This window comes from Candidatus Ryanbacteria bacterium CG10_big_fil_rev_8_21_14_0_10_43_42 (assembly GCA_002793915.1).
Taxonomy (GTDB): domain Bacteria; phylum Patescibacteriota; class Minisyncoccia; order Ryanbacterales; family 2-02-FULL-48-12; genus 1-14-0-10-43-42.
Genome location: PFEF01000008.1, coordinates 79,430 through 95,661, shown reverse-complemented (window position 1 = coordinate 95,661; position 16,232 = coordinate 79,430). Strand labels below are relative to the sequence as shown.

At 41.4% G+C, this 16,232-nt stretch carries 15 protein-coding genes, 5 tRNA genes and 1 pseudogene; 13 read left to right on the top strand and 8 right to left on the bottom strand.

Annotation, left to right across the window (positions count from 1 at the left end; translation table 11 throughout):
- Window positions 1–93: 93 nt before the first annotated feature.
- The 4 genes from COU90_04135 to COU90_04120 all read right to left on the bottom strand — a co-directional run bounded on the left by COU90_04135 (window position 94) and on the right by COU90_04120 (window position 1,587).
- Window positions 94–178 (bottom strand) — tRNA-Leu (locus COU90_04135).
- A gap of 75 nt (window positions 179–253) precedes the next feature.
- Window positions 254–790: a 50S ribosomal protein L19 gene (locus tag COU90_04130; GenBank protein PJE64254.1), complete on the bottom strand. Its 537-nt coding sequence runs from the start codon at window positions 788–790 to the stop codon at window positions 254–256.
- Window positions 791–836: 46 nt separating this feature from the next.
- Entirely contained in the window at window positions 837–1,511 is a 675-nt protein-coding gene (locus COU90_04125) for an RluA family pseudouridine synthase (protein PJE64253.1), read from the bottom strand.
- Window positions 1,511–1,587, bottom strand: a tRNA-Val gene (locus tag COU90_04120). Before COU90_04120 ends, COU90_04125 begins: the two co-directional genes overlap by 1 nt.
- Window positions 1,588–1,851: 264 nt before the next feature.
- Here COU90_04120 and COU90_04115 point away from each other — a divergent pair.
- Window positions 1,852–1,926, top strand: a tRNA-Glu gene (locus COU90_04115).
- A 481-nt stretch (window positions 1,927–2,407) separates the two neighbouring features.
- Window positions 2,408–3,754, top strand: coding sequence for a cation:proton antiporter (locus COU90_04110; GenBank protein ID PJE64258.1), 1,347 nt, complete (start codon window positions 2,408–2,410; stop codon window positions 3,752–3,754).
- A gap of 61 nt (window positions 3,755–3,815) precedes the next feature.
- Here the strand turns inward: COU90_04110 and COU90_04105 are convergent, their stop codons facing one another.
- The gene (locus tag COU90_04105; protein PJE64252.1) at window positions 3,816–4,067 is read right to left on the bottom strand and encodes a hypothetical protein; all 252 of its coding nucleotides are present in this window, start codon (window positions 4,065–4,067) and stop codon (window positions 3,816–3,818) included.
- 9 nt (window positions 4,068–4,076) lie between these two features.
- Window positions 4,077–4,997 (bottom strand): hypothetical protein, encoded by a 921-nt coding sequence (locus COU90_04100; protein PJE64251.1) that lies wholly within the window; start codon window positions 4,995–4,997, stop codon window positions 4,077–4,079.
- 123 nt (window positions 4,998–5,120) lie between these two features.
- Here COU90_04100 and COU90_04095 point away from each other — a divergent pair, with 123 nt between their 5' ends.
- From COU90_04095 to COU90_04070, 6 genes are all read left to right on the top strand, one after another.
- Window positions 5,121–6,329: a tRNA (adenosine(37)-N6)-threonylcarbamoyltransferase complex transferase subunit TsaD gene (locus COU90_04095; protein PJE64250.1), complete on the top strand. Its 1,209-nt coding sequence runs from the start codon at window positions 5,121–5,123 to the stop codon at window positions 6,327–6,329.
- Between the two features lie 30 nt (window positions 6,330–6,359).
- Window positions 6,360–8,591 (top strand): valine--tRNA ligase, encoded by a 2,232-nt coding sequence (locus COU90_04090; protein ID PJE64249.1) that lies wholly within the window; start codon window positions 6,360–6,362, stop codon window positions 8,589–8,591.
- A gap of 73 nt (window positions 8,592–8,664) precedes the next feature.
- A complete protein-coding gene (locus tag COU90_04085) occupies window positions 8,665–9,447 on the top strand; it encodes a hypothetical protein (GenBank protein ID PJE64248.1) in 783 nt (260 codons plus the stop codon).
- A gap of 5 nt (window positions 9,448–9,452) precedes the next feature.
- A complete protein-coding gene (locus COU90_04080; protein ID PJE64247.1) occupies window positions 9,453–9,983 on the top strand; it encodes a hypothetical protein in 531 nt (176 codons plus the stop codon).
- A 94-nt stretch (window positions 9,984–10,077) separates the two neighbouring features.
- Window positions 10,078–10,149 (top strand) — tRNA-Phe (locus COU90_04075).
- A gap of 239 nt (window positions 10,150–10,388) precedes the next feature.
- Window positions 10,389–10,465 (top strand) — tRNA-Val (locus COU90_04070).
- 1,290 nt (window positions 10,466–11,755) lie between these two features.
- On the opposite strand, the pseudogene COU90_04065 reads toward COU90_04070, so the two are convergent.
- Window positions 11,756–12,274: pseudogene (locus COU90_04065) on the bottom strand (hypothetical protein).
- A gap of 104 nt (window positions 12,275–12,378) precedes the next feature.
- On the opposite strand from COU90_04065, the gene COU90_04060 reads away from it, so the two are divergent.
- The 5 genes from COU90_04060 (at window position 12,379) to COU90_04040 (ending at window position 15,371) form a co-directional block, all read left to right on the top strand.
- Window positions 12,379–12,570 carry a DNA-binding protein gene (locus tag COU90_04060; protein ID PJE64246.1) on the top strand — a complete coding sequence of 64 codons (192 nt, stop codon included), beginning with the start codon at window positions 12,379–12,381 and terminating at the stop codon, window positions 12,568–12,570.
- A gap of 6 nt (window positions 12,571–12,576) precedes the next feature.
- Window positions 12,577–13,980 (top strand): hypothetical protein, encoded by a 1,404-nt coding sequence (locus tag COU90_04055; protein ID PJE64245.1) that lies wholly within the window; start codon window positions 12,577–12,579, stop codon window positions 13,978–13,980.
- Between the two features lie 207 nt (window positions 13,981–14,187).
- Window positions 14,188–14,532, top strand: a complete 345-nt coding sequence (locus COU90_04050; GenBank protein PJE64244.1) for a hypothetical protein — start codon at window positions 14,188–14,190, stop codon at window positions 14,530–14,532.
- Between the two features lie 14 nt (window positions 14,533–14,546).
- Entirely contained in the window at window positions 14,547–14,945 is a 399-nt protein-coding gene (locus COU90_04045; protein ID PJE64243.1) for a hypothetical protein, read from the top strand.
- Between the two features lie 129 nt (window positions 14,946–15,074).
- On the top strand, window positions 15,075–15,371 hold the full coding sequence (locus COU90_04040; protein ID PJE64242.1) for a hypothetical protein: 297 nt from the start codon (window positions 15,075–15,077) through the stop codon (window positions 15,369–15,371).
- A gap of 87 nt (window positions 15,372–15,458) precedes the next feature.
- On the opposite strand, the gene COU90_04035 is transcribed toward COU90_04040, so the two are convergent.
- A complete protein-coding gene (locus tag COU90_04035; protein ID PJE64241.1) occupies window positions 15,459–15,944 on the bottom strand; it encodes a hypothetical protein in 486 nt (161 codons plus the stop codon).
- Window positions 15,945–16,232: the final 288 nt, after the last annotated feature.

Sequence of the window (16,232 nt, the reverse complement as noted above, 5' to 3'; positions counted from 1 at the left end):
CGTGGCACATTACCGGTTTTTGAAATAGGTTTTAACTTGGTACAATAGAGACACACATATAAAAAGCGCCTGTTGCGGCGCTTTTTGTATGTGTGCGCGGGAGAGGATTTGAACCTCCACGGGGCTAAGCCCCACCAGCCCCTCAAGCTGACGCGTCTACCGATTCCGCCACCCGCGCAAAATATTTTTGTATCCGCATTGTAACAGAAAGATATATGCATTAAAAGAACCGCCACTGTGCGGTTCTTTTTTGTTATTCTTGTTTTGAATCTTCCTTTTTCTCTTCCGGTACCTCGTTTTGTTTCTCTGTCTGAACCGTTTCTGCTGTTACGTTTTCTTCCGTTTCCTTCGGTATTTCTTTTTCATCTGCCGGAGATATATCCGGTACCGGTTGTTCTTCCGGTGGCGCATCAAATCCTACGCGGCCAAGATTGTCCACATCAAGACGTTTCTGGCGGCGGCGAAGTTCTTTCGCCGCTTTTTCGCGTACATAGTAGAGTTTTGCGCGCCGTACGCGGGATCGCTTTACAATTTCGATTTTCTCAATATTGGGAGAATACAGAGGAAAAATACGCTCCACACCAACGCCCTGCGCTATCTTGCGCACAGTAAACGTTGCCCCCGCCTCGGTGCCGTGCTTGCGCGCAATAACAAGACCCTCGAATATCTGTGTTCGAGTTTTGTCTCCTTCCGTAATGCGCTGGTGAACACGAACTGTGTCCCCGGGACGCATATCAAGGTTTTTTCGCTCCGCTACCGGAACGGGTGATGCTATTATGCTTCCTTGCATGGATAAAATATTTCTCTATAAACTACCATGGTGTTATAGCAGAAAATTATGTACTTGGCAATATAGCCAGGTGCAGAAGAACGGTATGGAGATCCGCCGGTAAAGGCGCGCTTGCGTGTACTGTCTTTCCGCCAGGTACTACAAACTCCAGTTCTTCGGCGTGAAGAAAATGATGCGTAAGCCCTTCGGGACACACAAACCGCTTCCCGCCATACAAATTATCACACGTAACAGGAGTTCCGAGAGAAGATAAATGGGAACGAATTTGATGCGTACGGCCCGTATGCGGAAATACTTTTAACAGGGTAAACTCCTCATAGCGTTTTAGTACTTCATATTCCGTAATTGCTTCTCGGGCTTTTTCATCCGGACGCGGTGTTGCTACACGTTTTCTGAAATCCTTTTTCGAGCGCGTTATGGGCAGATTTATTACCCCTTCGCTCTGTGTCATCCGGCCTACCACAAGCGCTATGTAGGTTTTTTTAATGGTTCGCTCCTGAAACTGCTTTTTTAGAAATTCATGTACTTTTTTATTTTTCGCGATAAGAAGAACGCCGGACGTGTCTTTGTCCAACCGATGTGCAAGCTCCGCTTCGGGGTACTGCTTTCGTACATCGTCTAATATAGTTCCCTTGTTATAATGCTCGTCCGAATGCACCGGTACGCCTGCCGGCTTGTTTATCACAAGAATGTCATCGTCTTCGTAAATTATGGGCGGCATGGTGGGCGTAAGAGGACTCGAACCTCTGACCTCTACAATGTCAATGTAGCGCTCTAACCAACTGAGCTATACGCCCAAGCATAATCATTTATAAAGAACATATTATTGAATATAGGGCAAATGTGTGGTATTCATATGATATCACAAAACACGGTCCCATCGTCTAACGGTTAGGACGCCAGGTTTTCCCCTCGGGATTGCGATTTACAATCAAATCACAGATTTGAGTAAATCGGGAACATCCTGGAAATCCGTCTTTTCATAAAGGCACGACGATGAATCGTAATAAGAAAAAACGGTATTAACAATAGAGTGTTTGCACAAATTAATTAAGACACACGGTCCCATCGTCTAACGGTTAGGACGCCAGGTTTTCATCCTGGAAATCGGGGTTCGATTCCCCGTGGGACCGCCACACATAAGTCATAATTGTTCCCTGCATTAAAAATGATTTTTCATACTCTCCATTTTAACAAAACAGGCAGGTATCGGTATCCACATCCAGGTAATTACCCCGAAACATATCCACACCCGTACTCCTATTGCATTATTTTTTCTTAGGACTATACTATCGGTAGTACATTGACGGAGGAAATATTTATGGCGTAGGGGGCTCCCTGAATTACCAGTTATATTCATTACTCGCTATTAAAATATCACGATAGCATATGCATATGTTATTCATATGCTGCCGTGACGTTTTAATTCCATAGTCTTTCTACGCCTTCGCATACCTGTGTATTTTTTAGTGTACAAGTATGGTAAGTGGGTGTTTTTTATTGTTTATTATAATATATAATCCTATGCAATTTTTGAAGAAATATCTTGTTGCTATTATTGCCATTATTACCCTCGTCGCGGGACTTTCTTTCGCTTACGCAAACGAGGGCGGTGTGATGGCGGAAGAAGCGGGATCTCATGCCAACGTTGCTGTGACATTTCTTTGGATTGCCGTTATTTTACTGGCGGCAAAATTCTCCAGTCTGGTGGAACGTTTTGGTCAACCATCGGTTTTAGGCGAGTTGGTTATCGGAATTGTACTGGGAAACCTGGCTCTTATCGGCATTCATACGCTTGAACCCATTAAAGACAATGCCATTATCCAGTTTTTAGCAGAACTTGGTGTTGTTATTCTTCTCTTTCAGATTGGCCTTGAATCGAATATTCAGAAAATGCGCACCGTTGGAGGAAGCGCATTTTTAGTGGCTATTGTGGGTGTTGTTGTTCCTTTTATACTGGGAGCGTATATCGTAGGCCCCGTATTACTTCCGGGACTCTCCTCCAGTGCGTATTTATTTCTCGGCGCGGCCATGACGGCCACATCGGTTGGTATTACCGCGCGTGTATTTCGTGATCTGGGAAAACTGCAAATGAAGGAGGCACAAATCGTACTGGGAGCCGCCGTTATTGATGACGTGCTTGGCCTTATTATTCTTGCGGTTGTATCCGCAATGGTTACATTGGGTGCCGTTTCGTTTGGCGCGGTTGGATGGATTGTCGCAAAGGCATTTCTGTTTCTTGCGGGTGCTATTGTTGCCGGACGATTCGTGGCTGATTACCTGGGGCGTCTATTTTCCCATATCCATACCGGTACCGGAACGAAATTTACTCTTGCCATATCATCCGGACTTATCCTTGCCTTTGTGGCTGAACAAATCGGACTTGCTCCCATCGTGGGTGCGTTTGCCGCCGGTCTGGTACTTGATCCCGTGCACTTTCGGTACTTTAAGAATCCAAAAATTGTTGATGATATCGGAGAATGTATTAGTGACGATATGGATAAAGTGTGTCGGAACCGTATTGAACAAGTTATTGAATCCCATGCGCACAAACATGTTGAGGACATTATTGAACCGGTTGGATTGTTTCTTGTTCCTATTTTCTTCGTTGTAACGGGGATGGGCGTTAATTTAGCAACACTCGCGGACGGCCCTCTTCTTCTTGTGGCTCTTGGCGTTACGGTTGTGGCATTTATTGGAAAGGTTGTTGCCGGACTTGTTGCCGGAAATGTAAGTAAATCCATTGTAGGTTGGGGCATGGTACCCAGAGGCGAAGTGGGACTTATCTTTGCTACAATTGGACGATCTCTGGGTGTGGTATCGGAAGAACTCTTTTCCATTATTGTCATTATGGTTATTCTTACCACTCTCTTTACGCCGCCGGTACTTACGTTCTTTTTAAAACGTGCGAAAAACACATCCCCGGCAGATGTTCCCATTCCAACACCGGCACCGGCACATTAGTATCTAAATAACATAAAGAAAAACTCCACCCATGGGTGGAGTTTTTTTGTGTTGCACTTCCTCACTGAACGGTGTTCAGTTCGGTGAGCGCGGCTTCAAGTTCTTCATCGATATCGGCAAATTCCTGGTCCAGGGTGTCTATATCCGTATTATTAAGCTCTTCGTCGATAACCTTCAGTGTAGTGTCTGAACTTACCTGCTCAATAACTTCCGGCGGAAGGGCTCCGCTGTCATTATCATTATTCGCGAAATAATATACACCTCCCAAAATAATGGCCGCCACGATGATGAGAATTATGAGGTTTTTATTCATATTCTATTGTTAATTAATATCATCATCACCATTATCATCTTCATCGTCCGACTCATCATCTATGTTGTCGTCGGCATCACTATTCCCGTCTTGCACCGATACCACCGCATCCTTGAGAGCGATATGGGCCTCGCGAAGGAATGCTTTTACGTCTTCAAATAATGCTCGAGCGTTTCCGATAGCATCAGCAGGATTCTCCGCGTCCACCGCACTACGCAGTGCACCTTTAGCATCATCTAAAGATGTCTGCGCGCTGGCAATTGCCGCATGTGCCGTCGCAATATACTCACGTGCTACGCTTACATCGCGGCCGTTGCTTTCCAATAAAGCCAGGCGCGCGGTAAATTTTTCAGCAAGATGAGTGAGCCGGTTAATGGCGGCCTGTACACGATCTATAATTTTTTCCGCATGATTTCGAATACGCTCCTTACGCTCTTCGTTAAGCTTTGTCTTATGCTCTTCCCATCTTGTTCGTAATTCCTCCTTTCTTTTTTCGATCTGTTGTTTCATTTCGTCACGTTTCTCATCGACCTCACGCCTGCGTTCTTCCATACGCGCATTTATCTCCAACGACCGCCGTTCCATCATTTCATCCATCCGACCCTCTCCATTTTCTCCTGAAAACTCTTCCCGATCCATCATTATTCCCGGACGATTCTCTTTTATTTCTTCACTGTGCTCTCTTTGCATATCTGCCCGCATCTGCAATGCATCACGTCTTTTTTCCAAATCCGTAAGCTGGTTTTCTCGCTTGAGCCGCAACATCTCTTCACGTTCTTTTGCCGTAAGGTTATCCTTTAATCCTTCCTCCTGCATCATTTGCAAATCCGAAGAATTGGTAGGAGTGTCCTCCGCTAAAACTGCCATCGGTCCCGCAAAAGAGAGTGCGAAAACCGTAACTAAGGTAAAACCATATTGTAATATATTCATAATGGATATTTAGTACATAATAACTATATATCGACCGGATATGTATGTATGCTTTCTATCTCTTTATAATAAACGAGCACGAATAACGGGTCAATTTACAAACACACACATTAATAGTACCGTATGTCCATGCATATTCTCTCCATAGAAACATCGTGCGATGAAACATCCATTGCTCTTGTTGATGTGAATAATGATGGTGAAACGCCCGTTTTTTCCGTGCGCTCCCACATAACCTCCTCCCAGGCCGCATTACACAATGTATGGGGAGGCGTTGTGCCGAATATGGCAAAACGAGAACATGAGAAAAACCTTATTCCCCTTCTTCTTCAGGTTCTTGGTAAATCGGGTGTGGAGAATAAAAAATCCGGATCAAAAAAATCAGATCTTAGCGTTCTAGATTCTATTTTTGAACGCGAAACATATCTTTTGGAAAGATGTAAAAAGGAAATTACTCCTCTTCCCGTACCGGCAATTAACCTTATTGCCGTAACCCAAGGACCGGGACTGGAACCGGCACTTTGGACGGGTGTTAATATGGCGCGTGCGCTTTCATATATATGGAATATTCCCCTTTTGGGCGTTAATCATATGGAGGGACATATAATTTCGGCGGTTTTAAAACAGATAACGGACGAAGAAAACGAAACATACGCATTATGTACCGTACCTTATCCCGCACTTGCACTGCTAGTAAGCGGCGGACATACCGAGCTGATTCTCATAAAAAAAGGGATGCAATATGAAATTATTGGCGCCACGCGGGATGATGCCGCCGGTGAGGCGTTTGATAAGGTGGCACGCTTGCTTGAACTTGGATATCCGGGCGGTCCCGCTATTTCTCATTTGGCGAAAACACGGCAAAAAACGGATGAAAAAGAAAAAAATTTTGAAATTGTACTACCGCGACCCATGCTTCATTCCGGAGATTTTGATTTTTCGTTTTCGGGCATTAAAACGGCTGTGTTGTATTTAACCGAAAAACTTAAAAAAGAACATGTTTCCCTTGAGCAGATGCGTCCTTTTATTGCAAAGGAATTTCAGGATGCGGTTACGGAAGTTCTCGTTACAAAAACAATGAGGGCGGCAAAGAAGCATGGCGCCCGGGCAATTCTGCTCGGCGGCGGAGTTGCCGCCAATGACCAGTTGCGCAGACAATTAGGCGCAGAAATTAACAACCAACTTCCTCCTGATACCGCCTGTTTTTTGCCGTCCACCCGCCTAACGGGCGATAACGCACTCATGATAGCGATTGCTTCTTATATCCACCGCGCGGACGCCACGACAAGCATATGGAAAACTCTTCGGCCGGAAGCGCGGATGCGGTTGTAGATACGGTAAAAGCAGTGCTAGTATAGCGTTATGTCTTATAATCTATCGGATTTTGAAAAACCGTATAATCCCAGGGAAACAGAGGAAGTTATATATAATCAATGGGTGGAATCGGGATTTTTTAATCCGGACAACCTACCGGGTGAACGAACAGAACCCTATACCATTATTCTTCCTCCTCCAAATGTAACGGGAACACTTCACCTGGGACATGCGATGTATACCGTACAAGATATTCTTGTACGATTTTGGCGTATGCGGGGTAAAAAAGCATTATGGTTGCCGGGAACGGATCACGCCGCCATTGCCACGCAGGAAAAAGTAGAGCGGGAAATATACAAGAAAGAAAAAAAGAACCGGCACGATTTGGGTCGCGAAGAATTTTTGCGGCGCGTGGAAACATTTGCAAAGGATAGCCATGACACTATCGTAAACCAGCTTAAAAAAATGGGGTTTTCTTTGGACTGGTCGCGCGAGGCATATACGCTCGATGAGAAACGCTCATATGCCGTGCGCACGGCATTCAAGCGCATGTATGATGCCGGACTTATTTACCGCGGACATCGAATAGTAAACTGGGATCCGAAAATGCAAAGCACGGTTTCTGATGATGAGCTTGATTATAAAGATGAGGCGGCGCCGTTTTATTATCTGAAATACGGTCCATTTGTTATAGGAACCGCGCGCCCGGAAACAAAGTTTGGCGATAAGTATGTTGTCATGCATCCGGATGATGAACGGTACGCAGAATATAAAGACGGACAGAAAATTAATCTTGAATGGATTAACGGTCCCATTACCGCGACTATCATTAAAGATACGGCAATTGATAGAGAATTCGGGACCGGTGTTATGACCATTACTCCTTGGCACGATGCAACCGATTTTGATATTGCCGAGCGACACAACTTAGATAAGGAGCAGATTATTGATTATTACGGAAAACTACTTCCCGGTGCCGGTGAAGAGTTTGCGGGTATGAAAATTATACCGGCGCGCGAAAAAATTATTGAAAAACTGAAAGAAAAAGGGTTGGTGAAAAAAATAGATGAAACTTATCAGCACCGCATTGCCATAAATAGTCGTGGAGGCGGCACGATTGAGCCGCAAATTATGGAACAATGGTTTGTCGATGTAAACGCGCCGTTTAAGCATGAACATTCAACCATGCGGAACATTCCTGCCGGCACGGAAACGTCACTGAAAAAAATAATGCAAACTACCGTTGAAAGCAAGGAAATAGCGCTTGTGCCGGATCGGTTTGAAAAAATATATTTTAACTGGATCAATAATCTTCGTGACTGGTGTATTAGCCGGCAAATTTGGTTCGGACACAGAATTCCGGTGTGGTACTGCGAATATTCCGGTTCTGATAAAAAAATAAGTCCTCTTTGCGCGGAACCAATTGTAAGTATTGAGGAAATTACCGCATGTCCCCACTGCAAAGGAACAGTTCACCAGGATCCCGATACGCTAGATACCTGGTTTTCGTCGGGTCTTTGGACATTTTCCACACTCGGATGGCCGGAAGATACGAGTGATTTTCAGATATATCACCCCACCAATGTTCTTGAAACCGGATATGACATTATTTTCTTCTGGGTTGCCCGCATGATTTTAATGAGCGGTTTTCATACGGGAACCATTCCATTTCATACGGTATATTTCCATGGTCTTGTGCGGGATAGCACGGGACGTAAAATGTCCAAATCTCTGGGAAACAGCATTGATCCGCTTGATATGGCTACCCTATACGGCGCTGATGCAACGCGTCTTTCTCTTATCATAGGAAATGGTCCCGGAAATGATCTCAAAATGTCGGAAGATAAGATTCGCGGATATCGCAATTTTGCCAATAAAATATGGAATGCAAGCCGTTTTGTCCTCTCGAATATTCATGATACCAATCTTTCGGAAAAACCCCCTCTTACAAAAGAGGATGAAAGGATACTGGAAGAGTTGCATGTTTTTGCTCGGGAGATAACATCGGATATTGAATCGTATAAATTATATCTTGCCGCCGAAAAGCTTTATCACTATTTCTGGCATACGTTTGCTGATACGATTATAGAAGAATCGAAGCCGCGCCTTGCCAAGAAACAATCGAAGGACAGAGACGCCGCGATTTGGGTGCTTCATGAAATCCTTGAAACTCTCTTAAAGCTCCTTCATCCCTTTATTCCGTTTGTAACGGAAGCCATTTGGCGCTACATGCCAAAAAAAGACAAAGAACTCTTGTTAGTAGAAACATGGCCTTCTTGAAAGCATGCTCTATAATCCATAAGATAATGCCAAAAAATATTTATTTTTGCCTATCTTTTCCAAGACATACACTATGACATCTTTTGGCACACAACTTTTGTATGCTGTTTTAGGCGGTCTTATTCCTGCTCTTGTTTGGCTTTTCTTCTGGTTAAGAGAAGATATTCATCCCGAACCAAAGCGGCTTATATTTAAGGCATTCCTTGCCGGCGGTATCGCCATCCCTTTTGCTTTATTTGCGGAATCGTTTTTTTATTGCATAAACGCATTTTTATTTTTTCCGCCAAACGAATCTACCTTGTGTGCAATAAATCACCCTCCCCTTGCGGCATTTGCATCTATAGCCAATTTATTTCTTATCGTCACATTTGCCGCCACAGAAGAATATGTAAAATATAAAAGTGCAAAAAAACTCGTTTTGAAAGGACGCGATTTTGATGAACCTGTGGATGCCATGATCTACCTTATTACCGTATCTCTCGGATTTGCCGCCTTTGAAAACATGCTCTTTCTTCTTCCGGCATTCGGTGCAAGTGTTTTTGAAGGACTTATTGTAGGAAATCTTCGTTTTTTGGGCGCCACACTCCTGCATGCCGTAAGTTCCGGTATCGTGGGCTATATGATAGCGCTTTCATTTTATACCCCGGAACACCGGAAAAGTTACACATGGTGGGGGCTTGTACTTGCCACCATCCTTCATGCTATATTTAACGTACTGGTAATGTCCGAGGATATTTCAAGTGATGGCATAAGCCAGACCCTGGGAGTTCTCGTTCTTACCGGCGTTGTTCTTATTTTTGCTTTTGATAAAGTTAAGAAGCTAAGAAAATTTCAACGTGTTACAAATAACCTTTAATATGTATGTCTAACGACGATCGTTCATTTTTTGAAAAATTGACGGGAGTACATGACGAACATACCGAATCGAAAGAAGAAGACGATACCGATGAATCTCCTCAAGCAGGTGTTGCAAGCACTACTATTGCCATTGAAGACAATGGCGATGATGATAATGACGGTAATAAAGAATGGCTTGAGGAAGTAGAGGATCATGAGGGACAGCTTACGGTGGATGTATATCAGACACCATCCCATATTGTTATTCAGGCCCCCATGGCCGGCGTAAAACCTGACGACGTGGATGTTTCTATAACGCAGGACATGATAACCATTCGTGGAAAACGCGCGCATCATGATGAGGCAAAATCCGACGATCATTACTATCAGGAACTCTATTGGGGACTATTTTCTCGCTCCATACTCCTTCCCGAAGAAGTTGACTCCGATAATGCGGAGGCATCGTTTAAACATGGACTTCTTACCGTAAAATTGCCTAAATTAAATAAGCGATCCGGTACTCAACGGGTGCGCGTTAAAACAAAAGAAGAATAGTACTATAATACCCGGCATATGCCGGGTATTATAGTACTATTCAATAAAATATTTTTGATTTTCTTATTAAAGCATGCTATATCTTATACATATTGCCGCGGTAGCTCAGTGGTAGAGCAGTGGCCTGAAGAGCCTCGTGTCGTCAGTTCGATTCTGACCCGCGGCACATATGCAAACTATCTTCAATTAAATTACCGTTTATTGCATAAAAATCCTTATTGCGGTATAAATTAGGAACAATTTGAGCGTATAACTTAGTTGACTGGAGGTTTAGAGACATGGCAATGCCTCTAAATCGTTTACACTTTATAATATAATCTTCCGGGTGATTAGCTCAGTTGGCTAGAGGTTTAAAGACATCCCCGTGTCTTTAAACCGTTTACACTTTTAACGTTACACTGGTGGGGGCGCATAGCTCAGTTGGCTAGAGCGTCTCGTTTACACCGAGAAGGTCCAAGGTTCGAGTCCTTGTGCGCCCACCAGTGTAACGTTAAAAGACCCGAGAAGGCCGTAGGTTCGAGTCCTACATCACCCACCAGAGATGATTTTTCACTACGAACCGAAAGCTCTTGAAGTATCTCTTGGGGCAGTTTTAGTTTAATGTGTAACCGATCCGGGATTAGCTGGTTCTCTCTTTTTATTCCTGCAACAACATCTCGTTTTTTAAGTGGGCGTGAGTAAACGACAATTTCCTCTATTAGTGCATGAAGGATCTGATATATCTCATCTCTATTTCCGAAAATATCGTTGAGGGCAGTTTTATATCGCTTTGAAAACAACCCGATGCTTTCTATGTAGTTTTTTGAGAGATAACTTTCCGATCTTCTTTGCCGAATGAGATCCAACTCTTGTCTATATTTTTTTAAATCACCATTCGCTTCATTCATTTCTTGTTTTAGTGTCTCCATATTGATAAATCCGTTAGCGTGTTGTTCTCGGAGGTTGCTCATTTTTCCCGGCAACCCGTCAATAAGTTCAATATATTCCTTTTCTTGTCTGTCTAAATGTTCAATACCTTTTTGTGTAGATGCTAATCTTTTTTGGTATTCAAATGTAGTAATTGGATTTTTTAGAAGATTTTTTGTAAATGCTACAATGTATTTTTCTATCTCATTAGCAGGTAACGGCAGGGTTGTGCATAAGGCATCAATATCGTACTTACTCCTATTTTTTCTCCCACAATTATAGGCATGTGTATATGTACCACTGCCATCTATTTTCTTTCGAGATCCAACCCAATACTTTCTACCAGTTGCATGATCTCGTTTTGGTTCATAACATGCATCACATGTGAGCAAACCACTTAAAAGATATGTGTGATTTGAATGTGTAACGGGGCGTTCGTGTTTATTCTGTTCTAAACGCCTGCGCGCCTTTTCAAAAGTAAGATTATCAATTATTTGTGGTACGGCATAAGAGGATTTTTTCCATTGTTCTTTTGGTAATCGCTTACGACCTTTTGATTTGTTGTAGTAATAAACGCCCACATATATTTCATCAGAAAGGATACTTCGCACCGCACCAACTGTCCAATGGAATGGATTATTCTTTTTCTTGCTTTTACCCCCACGTTTTCCGTAATAGATTGCCGACTCTTCTGGTGATAGATATTTCATATCTTTAAGGCGGATTGCAATCAATCCAACTGCAAGTTTTTCTTGCAAAAACCAACCAAAAATTAAGCGCACAATTTTAGCTTCTGGCTCAAAGATTTCTGCTCTTTTTTCAAGAGTCTTCTTGAAACCAAACAAAGATGCATTACCCATTACAACACCAATTTTAGCTGCTTCATCCCGTCCAGCTTGTGTGCGTTGCTTAATGGTTTCAATTTCTAGTTCAGCAATGACACCAATAATACCAAGCATTGCCTTACCGAAAGGTGTTGATGTGTCGATACTTTCGTTGACCGACAAAAACTTAATGTTGTTGTATTCAAAAAAATCAATGATCTCTAAAAGTATTTTTAACCTTCGAGCAAAACGGTCTATTTTATAAACAGCAACAGCATCAAACGGTCTGTTCTCCGGCAAGGAATTAAGTATATCTTCTTTTAATCGCGTGAATGCGGGACGCTCTTCAACTCGCATTGTGCCACTAATACCCTCATCAAAATAGATATAATCTTCACCCGCAAAAACCAATTTATTATCAAGATGACCTCTCGAAGCTATAAGTGCTTTGATAGCTGACTCTTGCAGATCGCGGCCATATTTTTCAACCTGTTCTTCGGTGGATACCCTTATGTATATGGCCACTCGCTGTATTCCTTGTTGTGTATCGTCCTTTTGCATCTATTTGTATAAATAAGAGATCTTGTATAGAACTATACTATATTAGTATATAAAGCCTTGTATTTCCTTAAAAAGAAATGTAAACTTATGGTAAGTTATCTTGTATGAAAAAACAACAAGACAATTTCAAAGATTTGCCCCTAATACTCTCTTTAAGGCAAGTGAGTGAGATTTTGAGTGTTCACCCCAATACCCTGCGTAACTGGGATAATAGAGGCATTTTAAGGGCAATACGGTATGGTACACGCGGCGATAGACGGTATAGAAAGGTTGATATAGAGCATTTCTTAAAATAACTTCAAATGAGTTTTAAAGATATTCAGAGCATAATTGAGTGGATACAGAAGAGTTGGTATGAAAAGTACACTGGGGTTGTGATTTTTTTTGCAGTGTTCTATGCTGGTAGGCAATTTCTATCTTTTGTGTTAAAAGACTCAACAGACGACCTAATCATAAAAAATCTATGGGAGATGGTTACATTTGGCGCTCTATTGTTGGCAATTTTTTCTCTTATAATATGGTTTGTAAATACTCGGTACCCCAAAAGAAAAAAGGAGAACATCGGCATTGTAATTGCAATTAGAGACAATTCAGAAAACGCTCGCAAGGTGAAACAAGACGTCATAGACAACTTCCAAAGCATATTATCGGGAATAGAGAGTGGTGCTTTTATTGAGTTAATCGAATTAGAAGATTACCATGCAAAGAAAGTTGTGGATGATGACACTGCAAAGATTGCTTCAAATAAAACACGGGGACAATTTGTAATTTGGGGCAAAAGTTTGAACTATGAAGATCAATATAGATTTGATCTTCGTTTTATGGTAAGACATCGGCGGTTGAAAAAAATACAACAACAAGTTGTTGCTCAAAGTTTCACAGAGGCGTTAATTGATAAGAAATGGGATTTCGTAGCTAGGGATATTTTGGGTGCTATTCCTGTGACTGCACAAAACATAAGAGAAATAGCACTTTATGTTATTGGTATCGCCGCACATTTGAGTGGTGATTTTAATACACATAAAAAGCTCCACAGTGATTTATATAACATTCTACATTCTGATCTGAAAAAACGAAAAGATTTAAGTCCGGTTTTTCAGAGACTTCCATTTTGGCTTGCAGAAACAAATAGTATTCTTGGAACACAGCAGTATTTTTTAAGTAACTTGGACAATGCCATTGATTTAAATGAAAAAGCTTTAGCAATACTGCCAAATCATTACGGAGCGCGTTTAAGCAAAGCCTTATACCTTTTTGAAAAAGGAGATGTGTTGGGGTCAAAAAAAGTTATTAAACAAATTAAAAAACAAAATAGGAACAGTAGTTTACCTGATAGTGCTTGGAGATATAGCGAAGCCTTTCTTGTTTTACTTGAAGGCAATTTTGAAAGATCGTTTAATTTGTATAAGAAGGCACTTGATGGATATGTAACGGATTTTACGCTCAATAGTGTATTAGTGTTTTTAGCTGAATACTATAAAAAATATCAAAGCAAAAAAGAGCTTCTTTTTGTACAAGGCTTAATGTACGAAAAGAATAACAACATGCCGGGGTCTCTTAAAATGTATGAGGCATTCTTGAAAGAAGTTGATAGGCAAAAAGAAGAATATGATACTTTTATAAGATATGCGAAGGAAAGCTTAAAGAAGATCTATAGAGAAATGAGCTTGAAGAAAGAAGATCAGCTTCCCTTATCACAATTGTGATTATATAATTATACTTACAAACCTAACCCTTTAGATTTCTAAAGGTATGGTATCAAATCCTACGCGAATAAAGATGGTCGCATGACCGCCACTTATTCGCGTAGGTCAGTACCCGAAAGGGTGCTGGACAATTCCGAAAGGAATTGTCGGTGTGAGTTGTGCGGCCTTTTTTGTGGCCAACTTTTAATAGTTAAAACCTACGCGAACATGGAAAATCAAAACGAAAAAAAGCAGGATGAGCTGTACAAACCTAACTTTAAGTTGGTAGGCAAGCCAATCCCACCTTTTCTAAAAGGAAAAGCGCGAGAAGATTATTTTCAGTCTACAATAACTGACAAAGAGTCGCTAGAAAATTACAAAAAAAATAATCGCTCCGAATGGGACTTGTTTGGTTATTTGCTGGTAGTAGTTGGTTTACTTCCCGGCGTTTTTCTTGGAAAAGTAGGGGGTGATATTACTGACGAACCATTGTTGAGGCTCGTTTTCATAATTTTGGGGATCTTGATACTACTACGCCATAGGATAAAAACTTTGTTTATTAGAGGAAAATAATATAAACCATGAATATGTTTTCAACAACAAATAAATACTCAAAACTTACTCTCGTTTTCATTGTGCTGTATGTTATTGGATTACTGTGGGTGGGGATAGGAACATTTTTGCCGTCGTCGTTTGACTGGTTATATGATTTTGTATACAGGTATGAATACTTGTCAGACTGGTTAGAAAGGCATGAAGATTTGGATGATTTCCTGTTCTTTGCTTCCGAGAACCTTTTTGTTGCGTCTTTGTATCTGACCATCGTATTTATGATCTTTGCTGTTGCCACCGGCACAATATCGCTTATGCGTTTAGACAAAACAAAAGATAAAAAAGAATGGCGAATGATGTTGGTTTTTACACCAATAACGGTAATTCTACTGCTTGGTTATCTCATATTTGTGCGCCTTGTGTGGTTATCGTAGTGATGCCTGAAAGTATGTAATCAATAAGTTATTCTTTGGAATATCCCGCAGTATCCGAAAAGAATTGTCGATGTGTGTTATGCGGACTTTTTGTGTGAGCAATTATTAGCTTAAAACCTACGCGAAAATATGTTAAAATTAAATAGAATTGTTGGCAATTTTTTTATCGGGATTGCTATCGTTTTCCTCATAAGTTTTTCAATGATAGTTTCTAAAGAACCTGATGAGCCGTTTGCAAGAGATTTGTTTGGTTTTGCGATCCCTACTCCCCCAACTTGGACAGTGTTTATTCCTTATCTTGGTTATATACTTAATTTCATTTTTGAGGCTTTCTCGCTCCATGGGCTGGTTCAATTGAGTGTATTCATCGTGTTGCTTGGGATAGGGATTACTTTTTCGAGTAAAGCCAAAGAACAAAATCACTAAATATGCCATTGATAGCAAATCAGTGGATCCGGCTTACTTTAGGCAAGAGTTTCTATTGGTTCGAGTAAAATGCTTACTTTTGATGACTTATAGAGGAAACCCAGATACTGATTTGTGTTGATTATTTTGTATCCAACGAAGTAATCTATGACCCTGTTGCTTGGCTGATTTTGGACTGTAGCCAGCACCAATTGCCGCTTTAGTAGCATTTCCTTTATGCAAAAGAAATTGTTTGAAGAATTGCAATCGTCTGAATGAAGCACCATTTGCAAATACAGAAACTCTACTGTGGTAGTTATCAGCCATATAGTCCGCAATTACAAATAGGACTAGATCGTTTTGTTTGTGTAAAATAAGTTCGGATAGAAATATCGCTTCTCTTACTGAAAATTGCGTATGTTGCGTCGTTCTTCCTTTGGCGCGAATGGCACCATGAAGAAACTCAACAAGTTCTTTGCTGTCAACAAAAACATTATCCGGGTTAGTTTTTTTCTTTAACTTGTTCACGAAACTTTTTTGTTTTTCCAAATAAAAGATGTAGCAACTGATTGTTGTCGTACGCAACAGAGTCATACGAGATTTTCATTTGGCGCACAGTATTTCCAACTTTTGCTTTCAGTTTAGGTATCTCATTGCTGTAAAAGTAGTTTACTTTTACGTCTCCGTTGGGCAATGGATCACCAATAGCAATGTATAGCCCATCACCCGTGTCCAAGGACTCTAGTGTGGTGGGCAGGTCTTTGTGTTCAGATTTCTCCTCGTTTCTAAACATGTCTTCACTATACATGATCACATGCGCTTGACAAAAAAATCTCATCATGTATACTGGAGATATTAAATTATAAGCAGTGTTTTGGTGGC